At 37.1% G+C, this 16,571-nt stretch carries 17 protein-coding genes and 1 pseudogene; 8 read left to right on the top strand and 10 right to left on the bottom strand.

The genetic code is table 11. From position 1 onward, the window contains the following. The first annotated feature begins 284 nt into the window (after nt 1-284). The 6 genes from leuB (at nt 285) to J4O15_RS03220 (ending at nt 7,663) form a co-directional block, all read left to right on the top strand. The gene (gene leuB / locus J4O15_RS03245) at nt 285-1,370 is read left to right on the top strand and encodes a 3-isopropylmalate dehydrogenase (RefSeq protein WP_208099679.1); all 1,086 of its coding nucleotides are present in this window, start codon (nt 285-287) and stop codon (nt 1,368-1,370) included. 34 nt (nt 1,371-1,404) lie between these two features. Further along, on the top strand, nt 1,405-3,081 hold the full coding sequence (gene ilvD / locus J4O15_RS03240) for a dihydroxy-acid dehydratase (protein ID WP_330638607.1): 1,677 nt from the start codon (nt 1,405-1,407) through the stop codon (nt 3,079-3,081). Between the two features lie 8 nt (nt 3,082-3,089). Continuing rightward, entirely contained in the window at nt 3,090-4,778 is a 1,689-nt protein-coding gene (ilvB, locus tag J4O15_RS03235) for a biosynthetic-type acetolactate synthase large subunit (protein WP_009219700.1), read from the top strand. Nucleotides 4,779-4,848: 70 nt separating this feature from the next. Continuing rightward, nucleotides 4,849-5,931 carry a 3-phosphoserine/phosphohydroxythreonine transaminase gene (gene serC / locus J4O15_RS03230; protein WP_208099678.1) on the top strand — a complete coding sequence of 361 codons (1,083 nt, stop codon included), beginning with the start codon at nt 4,849-4,851 and terminating at the stop codon, nt 5,929-5,931. A gap of 9 nt (nt 5,932-5,940) precedes the next feature. After that, entirely contained in the window at nt 5,941-7,104 is a 1,164-nt protein-coding gene (locus J4O15_RS03225) for a phosphoglycerate dehydrogenase (RefSeq protein WP_208099677.1), read from the top strand. 31 nt (nt 7,105-7,135) lie between these two features. Continuing rightward, nucleotides 7,136-7,663, top strand: coding sequence for a flavin reductase (locus J4O15_RS03220; protein ID WP_208099676.1), 528 nt, complete (start codon nt 7,136-7,138; stop codon nt 7,661-7,663). Between the two features lie 103 nt (nt 7,664-7,766). Here J4O15_RS03220 and J4O15_RS03215 read toward each other — a convergent pair whose 3' ends face one another. Continuing rightward, complete coding sequence (locus J4O15_RS03215) at nt 7,767-8,135, bottom strand: EXLDI protein (protein WP_208099675.1); 369 nt, start codon at nt 8,133-8,135, stop codon at nt 7,767-7,769. Nucleotides 8,136-8,541: 406 nt separating this feature from the next. Between J4O15_RS03215 and J4O15_RS03210 the strand changes: the two genes are divergently transcribed. Next, the gene (locus J4O15_RS03210) at nt 8,542-9,657 is read left to right on the top strand and encodes an MFS transporter (protein ID WP_208099674.1); all 1,116 of its coding nucleotides are present in this window, start codon (nt 8,542-8,544) and stop codon (nt 9,655-9,657) included. 242 nt (nt 9,658-9,899) lie between these two features. Here the strand turns inward: J4O15_RS03210 and J4O15_RS03205 are convergent, their stop codons facing one another. From J4O15_RS03205 to J4O15_RS03180, 6 genes and pseudogenes are all read right to left on the bottom strand, one after another. Next, entirely contained in the window at nt 9,900-10,064 is a 165-nt protein-coding gene (locus tag J4O15_RS03205; RefSeq protein ID WP_008750789.1) for a transposon-encoded TnpW family protein, read from the bottom strand. A gap of 102 nt (nt 10,065-10,166) precedes the next feature. Then, the gene (locus tag J4O15_RS03200) at nt 10,167-10,370 is read right to left on the bottom strand and encodes a helix-turn-helix transcriptional regulator (RefSeq protein ID WP_008750788.1); all 204 of its coding nucleotides are present in this window, start codon (nt 10,368-10,370) and stop codon (nt 10,167-10,169) included. A 2-nt stretch (nt 10,371-10,372) separates the two neighbouring features. Then, nucleotides 10,373-10,789 carry a hypothetical protein gene (locus J4O15_RS03195; RefSeq protein WP_008750787.1) on the bottom strand — a complete coding sequence of 139 codons (417 nt, stop codon included), beginning with the start codon at nt 10,787-10,789 and terminating at the stop codon, nt 10,373-10,375. Between the two features lie 115 nt (nt 10,790-10,904). Then, nucleotides 10,905-12,388: pseudogene (gene mobQ, locus J4O15_RS03190) on the bottom strand (MobQ family relaxase). 240 nt (nt 12,389-12,628) lie between these two features. Further along, on the bottom strand, nt 12,629-13,099 hold the full coding sequence (locus J4O15_RS03185; RefSeq protein ID WP_442911592.1) for a DUF3847 domain-containing protein: 471 nt from the start codon (nt 13,097-13,099) through the stop codon (nt 12,629-12,631). Next, nucleotides 13,093-13,434 (bottom strand): winged helix-turn-helix transcriptional regulator, encoded by a 342-nt coding sequence (locus J4O15_RS03180; RefSeq protein ID WP_208099673.1) that lies wholly within the window; start codon nt 13,432-13,434, stop codon nt 13,093-13,095. Before J4O15_RS03180 ends, J4O15_RS03185 begins: the two co-directional genes overlap by 7 nt. A 142-nt stretch (nt 13,435-13,576) precedes the next feature. On the opposite strand from J4O15_RS03180, the gene J4O15_RS03175 reads away from it, so the two are divergent. After that, nucleotides 13,577-13,930: a cupin domain-containing protein gene (locus tag J4O15_RS03175; protein WP_208099672.1), complete on the top strand. Its 354-nt coding sequence runs from the start codon at nt 13,577-13,579 to the stop codon at nt 13,928-13,930. A 497-nt stretch (nt 13,931-14,427) separates the two neighbouring features. On the opposite strand, the gene J4O15_RS03170 is transcribed toward J4O15_RS03175, so the two are convergent. The 3 genes from J4O15_RS03170 to J4O15_RS03160 are packed head-to-tail and all read right to left on the bottom strand — an operon-like array spanning nt 14,428 to nt 16,447. Beyond that, entirely contained in the window at nt 14,428-15,336 is a 909-nt protein-coding gene (locus J4O15_RS03170) for a radical SAM mobile pair protein B (RefSeq protein ID WP_208099671.1), read from the bottom strand. After that, a complete protein-coding gene (locus tag J4O15_RS03165; RefSeq protein WP_208100260.1) occupies nt 15,324-16,013 on the bottom strand; it encodes a radical SAM mobile pair protein A in 690 nt (229 codons plus the stop codon). The genes J4O15_RS03170 and J4O15_RS03165 overlap by 13 nt, the downstream gene beginning before the upstream one ends. Next, nucleotides 16,010-16,447, bottom strand: coding sequence for a radical SAM mobile pair system MarR family transcriptional regulator (locus J4O15_RS03160; RefSeq protein ID WP_009219716.1), 438 nt, complete (start codon nt 16,445-16,447; stop codon nt 16,010-16,012). Before J4O15_RS03160 ends, J4O15_RS03165 begins: the two co-directional genes overlap by 4 nt. Nucleotides 16,448-16,571 lie beyond the last annotated feature (124 nt).

The raw sequence follows: 16,571 nt of genomic DNA, 5'->3' as shown, positions 1-16,571 counted from the left end.
TATGTATTAAGAAAAATTTAATATAAAAGATATTATAAAGCAGGGAGGAATACCCTAATACCTGATTTACTTAACCAAATGTTATGGCAAGTATAGAAAAATTATATATGTATAAATATAAGAATCATTGCCGCTAAAGTTGAAAAAAGTTTTATTTTAAAGTATTATGATAAGAAAATCTTTTAAATAAGAAAATTACTTTCCTTATTAAAGGATTTATAAAAGCCGGTATGAAATAAAGCTCATTACTGTATAGGCAAAAAAGTGCACAACGGAGATGGAATATGAAAGCAAAGATAGCATTGATAAAAGGCGACGGTATCGGGCCTGAAATAGTAAAAGAGGCAAAAAAGGTTCTGGAAAAAATTGCAGACCTTTACAAACATGAATTTGTATTTACAGATATAGATATGGGAGGATGCTCCATTGACAAATACGGAGTTCCGTTGACAGATGAGGCAATAGACATTGCAAAAAACTCCGATGCTGTACTTTTGGGAGCTGTAGGCGGCAATGTAGGTAATTCAAGATGGTATGATGTAGCACCGAATTTAAGACCTGAGGCGGGGCTTTTAAAAATAAGAAAAGAACTTGGACTTTTTGCAAATCTCAGACCGGCTGTTTTATATGAAGAATTGTCGGAGGCATGTCCTTTAAAAAATGAAATAAAAAAAGACGGCTTTGATATGGTAATAGTCAGAGAACTTACAGGAGGACTTTATTTCGGAGACAGATATACAAAGGAAGCAGACGGTGTAAGAACAGCCGTGGATACTTTGGTATATAATGAGAATGAAATAAGAAGAGTTGCAAGGGTTGCCTTTGATATTGCATCAAAAAGAAGAAAAAAAGTTATAAGTGTGGATAAGGCAAATGTGCTTGACAGCTCCAGACTATGGAGAGATGTGGTGGAAGAGGTTGCAAAGGAATATAAGGATATTGCCATAGAGCATATGCTTGTAGACAATGCGGCAATGCAGCTTGTGATGAATCCGGGACAGTTTGATGTTGTGCTTACCGAGAATATGTTTGGAGATATATTATCGGATGAGGCAAGTATGATAACAGGTTCTATAGGAATGCTGCCAAGTGCCAGCTTAAATGAAAGCAAGCTGGGATTATATGAGCCAAGCCACGGTTCGGCACCTGATATTGCCGGAAAAAATATCGCAAATCCGATAGCAACCATACTTTCAGCTTCAATGCTTTTAAGATATTCCTTGGGGCTTGATAAGGAAGCTGATATTATTGATAAAGCGGTGGAAAAAGTATTAAAAGACGGTTTTAGAACAGTTGATATTTACACAGAGGGAATGAAAAAACTCAGCACCACACAGATGGGCGATAAGATAGTGGAATATATAAAATAGGTGTACAGTATAAGCTGTAAAGGAAAGAGGAAATATGGAAAATTTGCGCTCAAATAATATGAAATCAGGTATGCAACAGGCACCAAGCAGATCACTGCTTAATGCTGTAGGCATGACACCTGAGGAGATGAGAAAACCTATAATAGGTATAGTAAGCTCATTTAATGAGATAGTACCGGGACATATAAACTTAGATAAAATATCAGATGCCGTAAAACTCGGAGTGGCTGAGGCGGGAGGAATGCCTGTGGTATTCCCGGCTATTGCGGTATGTGACGGAATAGCTATGGGACATCTTGGAATGAAGTATTCGCTTTGCTCAAGAGATCTGATTGCGGATTCCACAGAGACTGTTGCGATGGCACATCAATTTGATGCACTTGTAATGATTCCAAACTGTGATAAGACAGTGCCGGGAATGCTTATGGCGGCGGCAAGATTAAATATCCCTACAGTATTTGTATCGGGAGGTCCGATGCTTTCAGGAAAGGTGAAGGGAAAAAACACTTCGCTTTCAAGTATGTTTGAAGCTGTAGGAGCATATGTTGCCGGAAAAATAAGTGAAGATGATGTTTTGGAATTTGAAAATAAGACCTGTCCTACCTGCGGTTCCTGCTCAGGTATGTATACGGCAAACTCAATGAACTGCCTTACAGAAGTTCTGGGAATGGGACTTAGAGGTAATGGGACAATACCGGCGGTGTATTCCGAAAGAATAAGACTTGCAAAAAGAGCGGGATATGCAGTAATGGAAATGCTAAAGAGAGATATCCGCCCAAGAGATATCATGACAAAGGAAGCATTTATTAATGCACTTACAATGGATATGGCGCTTGGATGTTCTACAAATTCAATGCTTCACCTGCCGGCTATAGCGTATGAGGCGGGAGTGGATTTGAATGTGGATATTGCAAATGAGATAAGTTCAAAAACTCCTAACCTTTGTCATCTTGCACCTGCGGGACATACTTATATAGAAGAATTGGATGAAGCAGGCGGTATCTATGCCGTTATGAAGGAGATATCAAAGCTTGGACTTTTAAATCTTGATTGTATGACTGTTACAGGAAAAACTGTGGGAGAAAATATAAAAAATGCGATAAATCTGGATACAGATGTTATAAGACCGGCGGAGAACCCATATTCAAATGTGGGAGGTATTGCGGTACTTAAAGGAAATATAGCACCGGATTCATGTGTTGTAAAAAGAAGTGCGGTACTCCCTGAGATGTTAAAGCATTCCGGACCTGCAAAAGTATTTGACTGTGAAGAAGATGCGGTTGCGGCTATAAAGGGCGGAAAGATTGTGCCGGGAGATGTAGTGGTAATCAGATATGAGGGACCAAAGGGAGGCCCGGGTATGAGAGAGATGTTAAATCCTACATCGGCAATTGCCGGTATGGGGCTGGATGACACCGTAGCTCTTATTACCGACGGAAGATTCTCCGGTGCATCCAGAGGTGCATCCATAGGTCATGCATCCCCTGAGGCTGCTGTGGGAGGTCCTATAGGACTTTTAGAGGACGGTGATATTATTGATATTGATATCAATGCAAACACCATAAATGCCAGAGTAAGTGAAGAAGAATTTGCAAAGAGAAGAGAAAACTGGAAACCGAGACTGAATGAGGTGACAGGATATTTGGCAAGATACAGAAAACTTGTTTCGGGAGCGCCAAGAGGTGCAGTTTTAACAGTGGATGATTTATAGGAGGATAGATGGCAAAATACAGTGGTTCAAAAATAATAGTTGAATGTCTTTTAGAGCAGGGTGTTGATACGGTTTTCGGTTATCCGGGCGGTGCAATACTGAACTTATATGATGAATTATATAAAAATCAGGATAGAATAAGACATATACTTACAAGTCATGAACAGGGCGCCGCACATGCTGCAGACGGCTATGCCAGAGCCAGCGGAAAGGTAGGAGTATGCCTTGCAACCAGCGGTCCGGGAGCAACAAATCTGGTGACGGGTATTGCCAGTGCTCATATGGACTCCATACCTGTGGTGGCTATAACCTGTAATGTAGGTAATAATCTTCTTGGAAAAGACTCTTTCCAGGAGGTGGATATAGCAGGTATTGTAATGCCTGTTACAAAATACAGTTTTATAGTAAGAGACGGAAATAAACTTGCAGATACAATAAGAAGAGCTTTTAAAATAGCGGTAACAGGAAGACCGGGACCTGTACTTATAGATATTACAAAGGATGTTACAGGTGACAGCTTTGAATATGAGTACAAAGCGCCTGAAAAGGTAAAGCCTGCTACAGAAGTGGAAGAAGAAGAACTTTTAAATGCAGTTTCTCTTATAAGAGCATCAAACAAACCATATGTATTGGTAGGTGGAGGTGCAATACTTTCAGGTGCAAGTGAGGAGTTAAAGACCTTTGTTTCAAAGGTGGACTGTCCGGTGGCTGATACTTTGATGGGTAAGGGTGCATTTGACGGCAGCAATGAAAAATATACCGGAATGGTAGGAATGCATGGAACCAAGTCAAGCAACCTTGGAATAACGGAATGTGATTTATTGATTGTAATAGGTGCAAGATTCTCGGACAGAGTAATAGGAAATGCAAAGAAGTTTGCAAGAAATGCAAAGATACTGCATATAGATGTGGATGCGGCTGAGATAAGCAAAAATATCAAGGCTGATTTTTGCCTGATAGGAGATGCAAGACTTATACTCAGAAAGCTGAATTCCAGACTTGATCCTATGCATCATGATGAATGGGTGGCTCATATCGAGAGATTAAAAGATATGTATCCTATTAAAATGAATAAAGCCGGTCTTACAGGTGAGTATATTATAGAAACTATTGATGCAAAGACAGCCGATGATACTATAATCAGTACCGAGGTCGGACAGCATCAGATGTGGACGGCACAGTTTTATAAATTCAAAAATCCGAGAACCTTACTTACATCAGGAGGACTTGGGACCATGGGTTACGGTCTGGGCGCATCCATAGGTGCAAAGGTGGCAAAGCCTGATAAAACTGTAGTAAATATAGCAGGTGACGGTTGTTTTAGAATGAATATGAATGAAATAGCTACGGCTACAAGATATGATATACCGATTATTCAGGTGATTATAAACAATCATGTGCTTGGAATGGTTAGACAGTGGCAGAATTTATACTATGGAAAAAGATACTCACAAACTGTACTCAGAGATAAAGTTGATTTTGTAAAATTGGCGGAAGCAATGGGTGCAAAGGCTAGAAGAGTAACTACAAAAGAGGAGTTTGATGATGCCTTTGATGAGGCATTAAAGTCAAATACTACTTTTGTTATCGAATGTGAGATAGATTCTGATGAAAAAGTATTCCCGATGGTATCTCCGGGTGCTGCAATATCAGATGCATTTGATGAAAAAGATTTAAAATTGAACCCTGTAAAATAATATACCGTTAAAATCCGGTATATTAAGGTTTATCTAAAACCGATTATATAAATATTATAAGGAGATTATCATGGGAAGAGTGTATAATTTTAGTGCGGGTCCCGCAGTACTTCCGGAGGAAGTTTTAAAAGAAGCGGCTGCAGAAATGCTTGATTATAATGGTAGCGGAATGTCTGTTATGGAGATGAGCCACCGTTCCAAGGTGTATGAAGAGATAATAGAGGAAGCCGAAAGGGATATCAGAGAACTTCTTGATATTCCTGACAATTATAAGGTGCTTTTTTTACAGGGCGGCGGACATACACAGTTTGCGATGGTTCCGATGAATCTTATGAAGAATAAAAAGGCGGACTATATTATCACAGGTCAATGGGCAAAAAAAGCCTTCCAGGAAGCAAAGATGTATGGTGATGTAGTGGCTGTAGCTTCAAGTGATGATAAGACGTTTTCATATATACCTGATTGTTCAGACCTTCCTATAAGAGAGGATGCGGATTATGTATATATCTGCGAGAACAATACAATCTACGGTACAAAATTTAAGAACCTGCCAAATACAAAGGGCAAGGATTTGGTGGCGGATGTTTCATCATGCTTCTTATCGGAGCCTATGGATGTAAGTAAATACGCTCTTATCTGGGGTGGAGTACAAAAAAATATAGGACCGGCAGGTGTTGTAATAGTAATTATAAGAGAGGATTTGCTTAGCGATGATGTACTTGAGGGTACACCTTCCATGTTAAGATATAAAATCCATGCAGATAATAAATCTCTTTATAACACCCCTCCTACTTATAATATATATATTTGCGGTAAGGTGTTCAAATGGATAAAATCTCTTGGCGGTCTCAGTGCAATGAAGGAAAGAAATGAGGAAAAGGCAAAGATTTTATATGATTTCCTTGATGAGTCAAAGTTATTCAAAGGTACGGTAAGAAAGGAAGACCGTTCTCTTATGAATGTGCCTTTTATTACCGGAGATAAAGACTTGGATGCAAAGTTTATAAAAGAGGCTGAGGCAAAAGGATTTGTAAACTTAAAAGGACATAGAAGTGTGGGCGGAATGAGAGCCAGCATTTATAATGCTATGCCGAAAGAAGGTGTAGAAAAACTTGTTGAGTTTATGAAAAAATTTGAAGAAGAGAATGCATAAGGAGACAGTATGAGAAAAATACATTGCCTAAACCCTATCGCAAGTGTGGGGACGGATATATTTGATGAAAATTATAAGATTACAGACAATATAGAAGAAGCGGACGCCATAATGGTAAGGTCCGCAGCAATGGGTGAAATGGAATTTTCAAAGAATCTTCTTGCAATTGCCAGAGCCGGTGCAGGTGTAAATAATATACCGCTGGAGAGATGTGCTGATAGCGGAATAGTGGTATTTAATACACCGGGAGCCAATGCAAACGGTGTAAAAGAGCTTGTAATCTGCGGAATGTTATTGGCTGCAAGAGATGTTGTGGGCGGAATTGAGTGGACAAGAAGTATCAAGGATTCAGACACTATTTCAAAGGATGTGGAAAAGGGCAAGAAAAACTTTGCCGGCGGAGAGATAAAGGGTAAAAAACTCGGAGTAATAGGACTTGGAGCAATAGGTGCGGAGGTGGCAAATGCCGCTGCATCGCTGGGGCTTGAAGTATTCGGATACGATCCCTATATATCTGTAAATGCGGCATGGAGACTTTCAAGAAAGATAAAGCCTATTACAGATATAAATGAAATATATAAAGAATGTGATTATATTTCACTTCATATACCATTGACAGAAGATAACAGAGGTATGATCGGCAAAAACTCCATTCCTCAGATGAAGGACGGTGTGGTAGTACTTAATTTTGCAAGAGATCTGCTTGTAGATGATGAAGAGATGGAAAAGGCACTTGAGAGCGGTAAGGTTGCAAGATATGTGACAGACTTCCCTAATACAAAATCCGCAAAAATGGAAAAGGCCATAGTAATACCTCATCTTGGTGCTTCCACACAGGAGAGTGAGGATAATTGCGCTGTAATGGCTGCAAATGAACTGGTGGACTATCTTGAAAACGGTAATATAAAAAATTCGGTAAACTTCCCAAGCTGTGATATGGGAATATGCCAGGTAGAGGGCAGAGTTTCTCTTTTGCATCAGAATATTCCAAATATGATAGGTCAGATCACTTCAGCATTTGCAAAGAACGGATATAATATCTCCGATCTTACAAATAAATCAAAGGGTACAAAGGCATATACCCTTATAGATATAGAAACCAAGGCAAGCGAAAGCCTTATAAATGAGTTAAATGCTATTGAAGGTATTTTAAAGGTGAGGATTATAAAGTAGTATTTTAACCACAAAGGAAAGGGCGTTAGATATGGAAATTAGAAAAAAGGAGTATGCTCCTTTTGATATTTTTGATAGCGAATGGGCGGTAATAACTGTAGGTAACAAGGAAAAGTTTAATTCCTGCTTGGTTTCATGGGGAAGTTTTGGAAATATTTGGGGTGCACCCGGAAAAAGCAAGGCAACGGTGACATTATATATACATCCGTCAAGATATACAGCTCAGTTTATAGATGACAGTGAATATTTTACTGTAAGTTTTTTTGCTCCTGAGTATAAAAAGGCAATTGCATACCTTGGAAGTCATTCGGGAAGAAATGAAAACAAAATAGAAAATGCCGGACTTACTGCTGTCGCTATAGGCAAGACTATGGGATTTGAAGAGGCAAAGCAGACTTTTTTATGTAAAAAACTTTGTAAGCAGCAGTTTGACAAGAACAGTTTGATACAGGAAATAAGAGACTACTATGAACTGTATCCTGATATCTATACTGACGGTCACGGCGGTTGGGAGCCACATTTTATTCTGCTGGGCGAGATAGAAAAAATTATAGAGTAATATATATGCCTTTAGGCATCAAGGGGGGATAAGCTCTTTATGTAAAGAGCTTATCCCTTTTTGTGTGCAATAAAAATATTAAAATCTGAAGCTGAGAATACATTTATATATCCAATTTTTCAACAATCTCTCCATTTTCCTCTTTTTGCATAATTTTTCTAATAATTTCTTCGCCAAGATACCGTGAAAATAAAGTCAAGTCTTTTGATACTTCAAATACAATATTATGTTTTATACTGTCTGTATCAAAACTTAAGTCATATTTATCTTTATTATTCCAATAATTCCAATTTACATCAGTTCTTTCATAGTAAACATAATTTTTATTTTTTGTAATATAAATTCTTTTATTGATGAGTGTTTTTTTATCATCAGATATAAATGTATCTGAATATATCTTTATTCCTTCAAAAAGCTTATATTCCCTAATCCTGTCATTTGAAATATTTAATTTAATCTCACTATATTCCATATTACCACCTTTCTTTTATAACACTGTTTTGCAGATAGTATACTACTTACAAGTTACCTTTTATATAATAAATCTAAGTAATAATAAAAGACTAAGTTCTACTGTACACGGGTAAGCTTGTTTTCTACTGTATTGTCTGTGGTTGGCTTTGCCAATTTTTTCGTAATTGCATATGTACTTAATGTGCTTGTTCAATATGTTGAGTAATACAGAAGCATGACTTGGAGCAAATATATTAATAAAATAAATATTATTTTTAAACATATTATTTACAACAATATAGAGTTGTGCTATAAATTGACTAAGGAGGTAGAGTTGTGTTAATAACAAGAAGAGTCACAAATAAGAAAGAATTGGAAGAAATAGATGTTTCTGATTTGTATAATATTACATTAGGAGGAAGCCTATGAATGAAAAAAAGTTGTTTAGCGTTTCTTTTTTCATGAATTTTGTGTTTTCTATGCTCACTACATTACTGCCATTAATTGTGTTTAATATAAATGAATCGACAAAAGACATAAATGTTATAATGATCACATTCACCGGTTCATTATTAGTTACACGATTATTTTCGATTTGGAATTTGTTGAGGGTAAAAACAGAAATTGTATTAGGATGTATACTTTTTACTGTTAGTTGCCTTATTTTAGTAATCGAAAGCAATAGTATGGAATGGATGTTTGTGGGATCACTTTTATTTGGACTATCTATTGGTTTAGTTCCTCCTGCAATTTTAGTTTTACTTAGTGAAAATAAAGATAAGAGAACTTTTAATTTAGGCATATACAATTCTATAGTGGCTATAGCTTCGATATTTTCTCCCATAATTGGTGAAAATATATATTACAAGAATCCATATTTGCTTTTTTTTTGGTGGGTTATATTTGCAAGCATAATGACCATAGTGGCATTATTGTTAAAGAAGGAAAAGAACAATTATGAGAGTACAACAAATTATAAAGCAGTTTATAATTTTAAAAAAGTCGTGTCAAATACAATGTTTCAAATTTCATTCATTATTCTTTTATTTTCATCTATATCATATGGATCAATAGTTGCTTATTTACCTGTTTATTTTGAGACATTGAGCTTGTCTATTGGAATATATTATTTGTTTTTTTGGGCGGGATACATTTTGATGCAGTTTGTTAGGAGAATTAGGTATAGTTTTTGTACAGTATTGTGTGCGTTGATTTTTATTTCGTTGGTACAACTTTCCCTTGTATTATTTAAAGAAGCTTTTATAGTATATTTTTTTGCATGGATATATGGGTTAGGCTATGGTAGTTTATTTAAAGTATTTTATGTAGAGGTTGGTAGTTTCAATACCGAGAAAGAACGCAGTATAGGTTTTTCTATTTTAAGTTTGATTTCATATATTGGGGTAGGAATAGCTCCGGTTTTCTTGATACCTTTTAATATTGACTGGAAAATGCTTTTTACCGGAAATCTTTTTTATAGTATAATAGCAATAATTATATTTTTGTTTTTGAGAAAAAAATCTATAAAAGACGATATCTAAAATGAGAGTTATCTCTCAACACTATGATGTGTAAGAAATGGATTTAAATAAAGTAATGGGATTATAGGTAACCCTTAAACAACCTAAAAAATTATAAGGAGATAATATAACACTTTTTTGAATGGTTATATTGAAAGAAAAAATATGGAACTTAACAATAAAAAAGTTAAAGAATTACTACCTCAAAAGGAACCATTTTGGGAAGATTTGTCAAGGACATAAACAAAATTTCTTTAATAAATTTATATCTTCTCTGTTTCTCTCTTGATTAGCTTTAGTATTTTATCCTTGTATGTTTCGCCTGTACCTTGCTTGAAATGTAGGTTTACAGTATATTTTGTCTTTCCAATATCCATTATTAACTGTTTATTGGGTGGTGCTTGTATTTTCCTTTTTTCTTCTTCCATAAGTTCTCCTTTCCATTTTTGACAAAGAAAAAACAGTAAATCTTTTTTGATTTACTGTCCTGAGAATTGCATATTATATTTTCTTAAATTAAATTGTGTATCTCAATCATCTGTAAATTCAAATAAATCTTCTACACTAACATTAAATACTTTTGCAATATCCATGGCTAATTTTAATGATGGATTATATTTCCCATTTTCAAGATGTACAATAGTTTCTCTTCTGGCATTTACCATTTCAGCAAGTTCAGATTGCTTATATTTTGCCTTTTCTCGATATTCTTTCACTTTCGTTATAAATGCCATAATTATACCCCTTTAGAATCCATAATTAAAAATATAATCGTACGAAGTATTGTAATTGCAATTACGCTTCCGATAATAAGCCATCCCATAATTGCTGTTGAAATTGCGTTTACATGACCTAAAATTCCTCCTAAATATGCTATAATCACCATCAAAAGACAAAAAACTTTCAAGCATATCGCATCACATCTGAGTAGATTTTTTTCTGCAAATTCATCAAAGTATTCTTTCTTATATTTTCTTACTCTAAAATAATGTACTATCAGTATCAAAAATAAAAGAAAACCCCAATAGCTTGAAAATTGTCGATATTCAGGCTGATAGTCGCTTCTACTCCACAACCAATAATACCCTGCAATTAAAATTGCAATGATAATTTTTGTTGCAACAACTTCTCGTATAGATACTTTGTTTTTCATTTCAAATTCTCCTTACATATAATTTCAAGTGATATATTTCTAACTCGCTGTTATAAATATATCACATAATAATTTTAATATCAATAGCAAAGTTATAAATATTTCACTTTTGTTTTTACAGACCTAACTCATTGCTCTTTACCTGTGATGGTCGCTTTTCTTGTTCCTGTAATCGCTCTATACAAGTCTTAACTTTTTCTGCCTGTTTAACTTCTTCTCGTATTTCTAATATTTGATTATATAGACTCTTTTTTTCTTTCTTCAAAGTATCAACTTCCGATTTCCATTTGGATATATTTAAGGTCTTGTTATCTCCTAAATGTTCTTTCAGATATTTCTTAGCACTTTCAAATAAAATAATCTCTGCCGTATGCTCATTATAAAAATCTTCTTGTTTGCTTTTCTTTATCTTGGTATAAGCTTTGTAGGTGTCTTTATGTTTCAAATATTTTTCTGCTTGGTCGATAAGCTCTACTTTGTCATTGGTTTTCTTTTCAGTATCTTTTATGGCTCTTGTAGTCTTGTAATTCTTATCTCTTAATGCTGATATACTTTCTTTCAATTCGGATATTGATGTAATATTTTTTCTTTAAGGAATTGATAGCTTTCAATATATTTTTCTAAGTCTGCATTGTGGTTATCTGAGTTTTCTTTTATGAAATGAGAGAGCATATCTGTTAAATCATTTTGTTTTGGTAGGGTAGTGGATTGTATAGCCATATCGTCCTGTTTATCTTTTGAAGTATCATTATTTTTATCTTTCGTTAAACTCCTTATCCATCTCATTAAGGCTTTTATTCGTCTTGCAATTTCTCTTAATATCTTGTTTTGATGTTTGATTTCTCGGTTGATATTTCCTCTGTTGGTAACAATACCTTTTTTCTCCATTTGACTTGCCGATACTCCTAAATGAATGGTCGGTATTTGTTCTATGCCTTGTCTTTCATAGGAGCGGTGGTCAACTTTTTCCTGTATACTGTTTTCTTCAAGATATTTGTTTGTAATATCTGCCCACGACTTTCGCCACTCTTTTGCTTTGTCTTGCTCGTTCCAATCGACTTTATCTATTTTTCTTGTTTTGTAATTGCCGTTTTTGAGTTTTACTTTTTCTCCGTTTTCATCAAGGATATATTCCTTTTTTGATTTCGCTCCCCATGTTTTATCTTCGTTTAGCGGTCGCATAGTTAAAAGTATATGGGCGTGTGGGTTTCCATCATTTTTATCGTGTAGGGCAATATCGGCACACATACCGACTTTCACAAAATTTTCTTTTACATATTCTCTTACAAGATTTATTTGTTTTTCTCTGCTTAATTCTTTAGGTAATGCAATTTCTATTTCTCTTGCAAGCTGTGAATTTTTACTTTTTTCTATTTTCTCCACGCTATTCCATAAGACAGAACGGTTTGAAAATTCTTCAGGTGCATTTTGCGGTAATAGAATTTCGGTATGGGCTATTCCACCTTTTCTTGTAAAGTCATGGACTACTCCGTCATATTCGTTTTTTATTTTTTCGCCACTACGATAAGCGGAAGCTGCTACTGCACTTTTATTTTTTCCTCTTGAGATAATCTTTATACTGAGATGATATATCGCCATAAGAAAAAACCTCCTCTCTTTTCTGATATGGATATGGTGGCGATGATAAAGACTTCCTAAAAAAATCGGATTGCTTTTTATCCGATTTCTTTTGGGAAGTACACAAGGGGTAGGAAATTTATTTCCGTAGGGGAGTGTAGCTCCCCTGTATCAGCGTTAGCTGATATGCCCTCTGCTAAGAGCCTTCGGAGAACGCACACCCCCTTTAGGGTGTATAAGTGCGCCCTTGTAAACAAGGGATTATTCCTCTGTTTCCATTTCTTCCTCTTGTGTTCCTGTATTTCGATTTTCGCTTTGTTCTCGCTTCTCTATGATTTTTAGGATTTTTTGATTGACTTCTTCTTTGATTTTTGGGAATGTGATTAGCTGATAGAATTCATCTTTGGTAAAATCCTTGCTTTCGGTAAAGATACTTTCAAAGACTGCTCCTTTTTCATAAAGACGTCTATCTCTTTTCTTTCGCTCTTCCTGTTTCTGCTGACTGATGAGTTTCTTTCTTTTGTTTTGTAACTGCTTGATTTCTTCTTCCGCCATTAAGATTTTTTTGTCTATATTTTTCATTTTCTCTTTTCCTCTCTTTCTAATTTTGAGCAATAAAAAAAACAGTAAACCGATTTGATTTACTGTTTCGTGAACTGCTATGTTATAGCTTGTATTTAATTGTTTTACTTCGACAAACTGGAATTGTTCGAGCTTTTCAAATACTAACACACTTGATTCTGTTCAATAATTGATTTATAGTAGTTACCAAAATCAGCAAGTGAATTAACAATTGGAAGCATTTTTGTTCCGAGTTCCGTTAAGCCGTATTCAACTCTCAGTGGCTGCTCATGGTAATCGTGGCGATATGCCAGTCCATCACTCATCATTTGTCTTAAACTATCTGTCAAAACCTTTTGTGAAATACCGTCTATACTTCGTTGTAGCTCATTGAATCTCCATGGACGCTCTTTCAAGTTACGCAAAATCAGCAATTTCCATTTTCCTCCGATGAGAGATACTGCTGTTGCAACTGGGCATTCCGGTAATTCTTCTTTTGCTCGCATAATTCTCACCTCCGAGTCTATTGTAACACATTCAATTTTGAGTGTACAGTTACAAAAAGGTGCGTACTTGTTTTTGTATGTGTCTCACACTATACTAATACCAAGCAACCAGAAACTACAAATTAACCATGGAGGTATTATTATGGCAAATCACACAAAAACAACTATTGGAAAGGAAAACCGAATTGAGTTGCATGAAAAGTTGTCTTTAACAGGTGCAGAAATCAGTTTGAACGAACTACCTGCAGGAGCAAATGTCCCATTTGTTCATTCTCATAAAGAAAATGAAGAAATCTATGGAATTCTTTCAGGTAACGGCAAAGCCATAATTGATGGAGAAGAAATCAGTCTTTCAACTGGAGACTGGCTGAAAATCGCACCTGCTGCAAAGCGTCAGTTTTTTGCATCCGATATTTCCGGAATTACTTATATCTGCATTCAGGTAAAAGAAAATTCTCTGGAACATTTTACAGCAGAGGATGCCGTAATCGGCTAATAAAAAGTATTTATTTACAGAAATGCACAGTTCCCGATATGCTAAGAACTGTGCATTTCTTTTTTCTTCAATTTTACGATTTCTCAATTTTTCGAACTTGAAGTTATCGTTCTATATATTCACCATTTCTCGGCACAATGATTTGACTTAGATTCTTACTAACCGCAAACTGACGAACATCATTATTCGCCTTCAAACTTGCTGGCGGCGAACAGCATTTCGTGCTGTTTGCGGACGGCAAGTACACAGGGAATAACCGCATAAGCGGTGCAAGGAGGTGTAGCCACTTTGACGGAACGAAGTGACGAAACATTCTCGGTCATGCAGCTTTTTTATGCTGACAGAGAATGAAGCTCCGCAGGACGCACGATACTCCCGACAGGAGAGTATAGAAGTGCGCCCTTTAGTTCCTAAAGGGATTTTATCAGTTCGACAAACTGGAATTGTGCGTTTGAAGCGAAGCAAAATACGAATGCACCGCAGCAATAAATTTCTGTTTAACGATTTCTTTTTCCGGTATTTTCTGTCCCTCGGATTTCCTCATGATAGAAATAATCCACAATCACCGGATGTCCCTGCGTGACCCTGCCATAAGGCATTTCATTATCCACAAAGGGACAATCATACTTCTTAGCCATTTCCGCAGCTTTTACTTCAAGCGCTCCAAAGTAGCTGCGGTTATGCTTGTTATAGATCTCATCGTAAAGCGGTACAAGATCAGGATATTTTCCGGCGATATAATCCATGATCGTCTTTTTGAAGCCGCCCCGAAGATTGAGGTTTTCGAGCCAGAACAGATCGCATTGATCCTTTACCCGCTCAAAGATGGCTTCAAAGTCCGTGATCCCGGGTAATACCGGGGATACGAAACAGACTGTACGGATTCCTGCGTCATATACCTGCTTCATAGCAGCGATACGCCGTTCAATGCTCGAAGCAGAGTCCATATCGTTCTTGAAATTTTCATCCAGTGTGTTGATCGACCATGAAACGGTCACTCGTCCAAGCTTCTTCAGCAGATCAATATCCCTTACCACAAGATCAGACTTTGTGCAGATCAGAATATCTGCGTCACTGCCAATCAACTGCTCCAGAAGTTTTCTGGTATTCCCGAATTGCTCCTCCTGTGGATTGTAGCCATCCGTCACAGAACCGATGACCACCCGCTGTCCGGCATATTTCTTCGGATTTTTAATTTCCGGCCAATGCTTCACATCAAGGAAAGTGCCCCATTCCTCCGTGTGTCCGGTAAAGCGCTTCATAAAAGAAGCATAGCAATACTTGCAGGCATGTGTACAGCCCACATAGGGATTGACCGAGTAACCGCCTACCGGCAGACTGGACTTGGTCATGATGTTCTTTGTTTCCACCTCACAAATGAGGATTCCATCGATTACTTCTGCCATGATCTCTGTACCTCTAACACTTTATTGAATTCCTCCGGCATTTCCTGAATCATATTTTCATCCCCTATGATAGGGACAAGGTCTTCCTTCATAAACACCGGAATGCCGAGCGCATGTGCCTGATCCGTCAGAGACCATGCCCACTCCGGCTCCGTATGAACCTTCCTGCTCTGAACCCCGGTCATAGTGCCGACAACGATCCAGTTGATTCCGGAAAGGTCAACTGTGTCGGGATCGTCGAATAACGGCTCAAAGGTAACATGGTAATGTTTTGCTCTGACGTTTTTCCGAAGGGCGTCAATACGCCACAGTTCTGCTTTCCTCGTCACCGTAACGCCAAACCATGCGTTTTCCAGATCGGTATCAAAATCCAGCAGATCGGGGCACTTGGTCAGGAACAGGAACTGATGCTGTGGATTTTCACGGATCTTTGCAAATACCTCGTCTCTCCATTCCGGCTTCCATCCGGAGAGATCGCTCATGCCGGTAAGAAGAAAGTTCTGCGGACGTTTCTTTTCCATCATCTTGAGCTTGCCCGGAAAGAACTCAGGATCAGCAAAGTCATCGATCATATGCCAGCGCTTTACATTGTTGCGGGCATAGCAATATGCACACCCCACTGTGCAGCCGATGATGAGATTCATGTTCTGAATCTGATCTTTGATACAAATACTCATGACTTCTGCCACTCCTCAAGATTCTTTCTGATGCGGTCGAGGCATTCCTCAAACCGGGTAATTTCTTCCTCTGAAAAACCCTTGTAGTAAATGCTGCCCATCTCATCAGATACAGAATCGTACTCGCCCTTTAAGGCATGTGCTTTCTCAGTCAGAAACAGGAGTGTTTTCCTTTTGTCCGTTTCAGACTGAACACGGCTTATCAGCCCTTGATGTTCCATTCTTTCCAGCATCGTCGTAAGAGATGTTATCGCTAATCCGCATTTGACCGAGAGTGACCTGATCGAGATTCCATCCTCTTGCCACAGCACATAAAGAATGCGCCCCTGGGCTCCATTGAACGCATCAATATTCTTTTCGCTGAGAATCTTCTCAAAAATCCGGTCACCAAGCTGTTTTATTTTGGTGACAAGAAATCCTCCATTTGTTTTCATGTAAAAGCTCCTATATAGTAGTTTATAAAAACATACTATATAGGAGCTTTATTGTCAATAGTTTGTATGTCTGAATAAAGGAAAATTCTAATTTTTCGTTACTGTACACGGGTAGTATATTCCC

Source organism: Lachnoanaerobaculum sp. Marseille-Q4761 (assembly GCF_017565785.1).
Classification (GTDB): domain Bacteria; phylum Bacillota; class Clostridia; order Lachnospirales; family Lachnospiraceae; genus Lachnoanaerobaculum.
The sequence above is the reverse complement of the archived record's forward strand: the minus strand, read 5'-3'. Positions and strand labels throughout refer to the sequence as shown.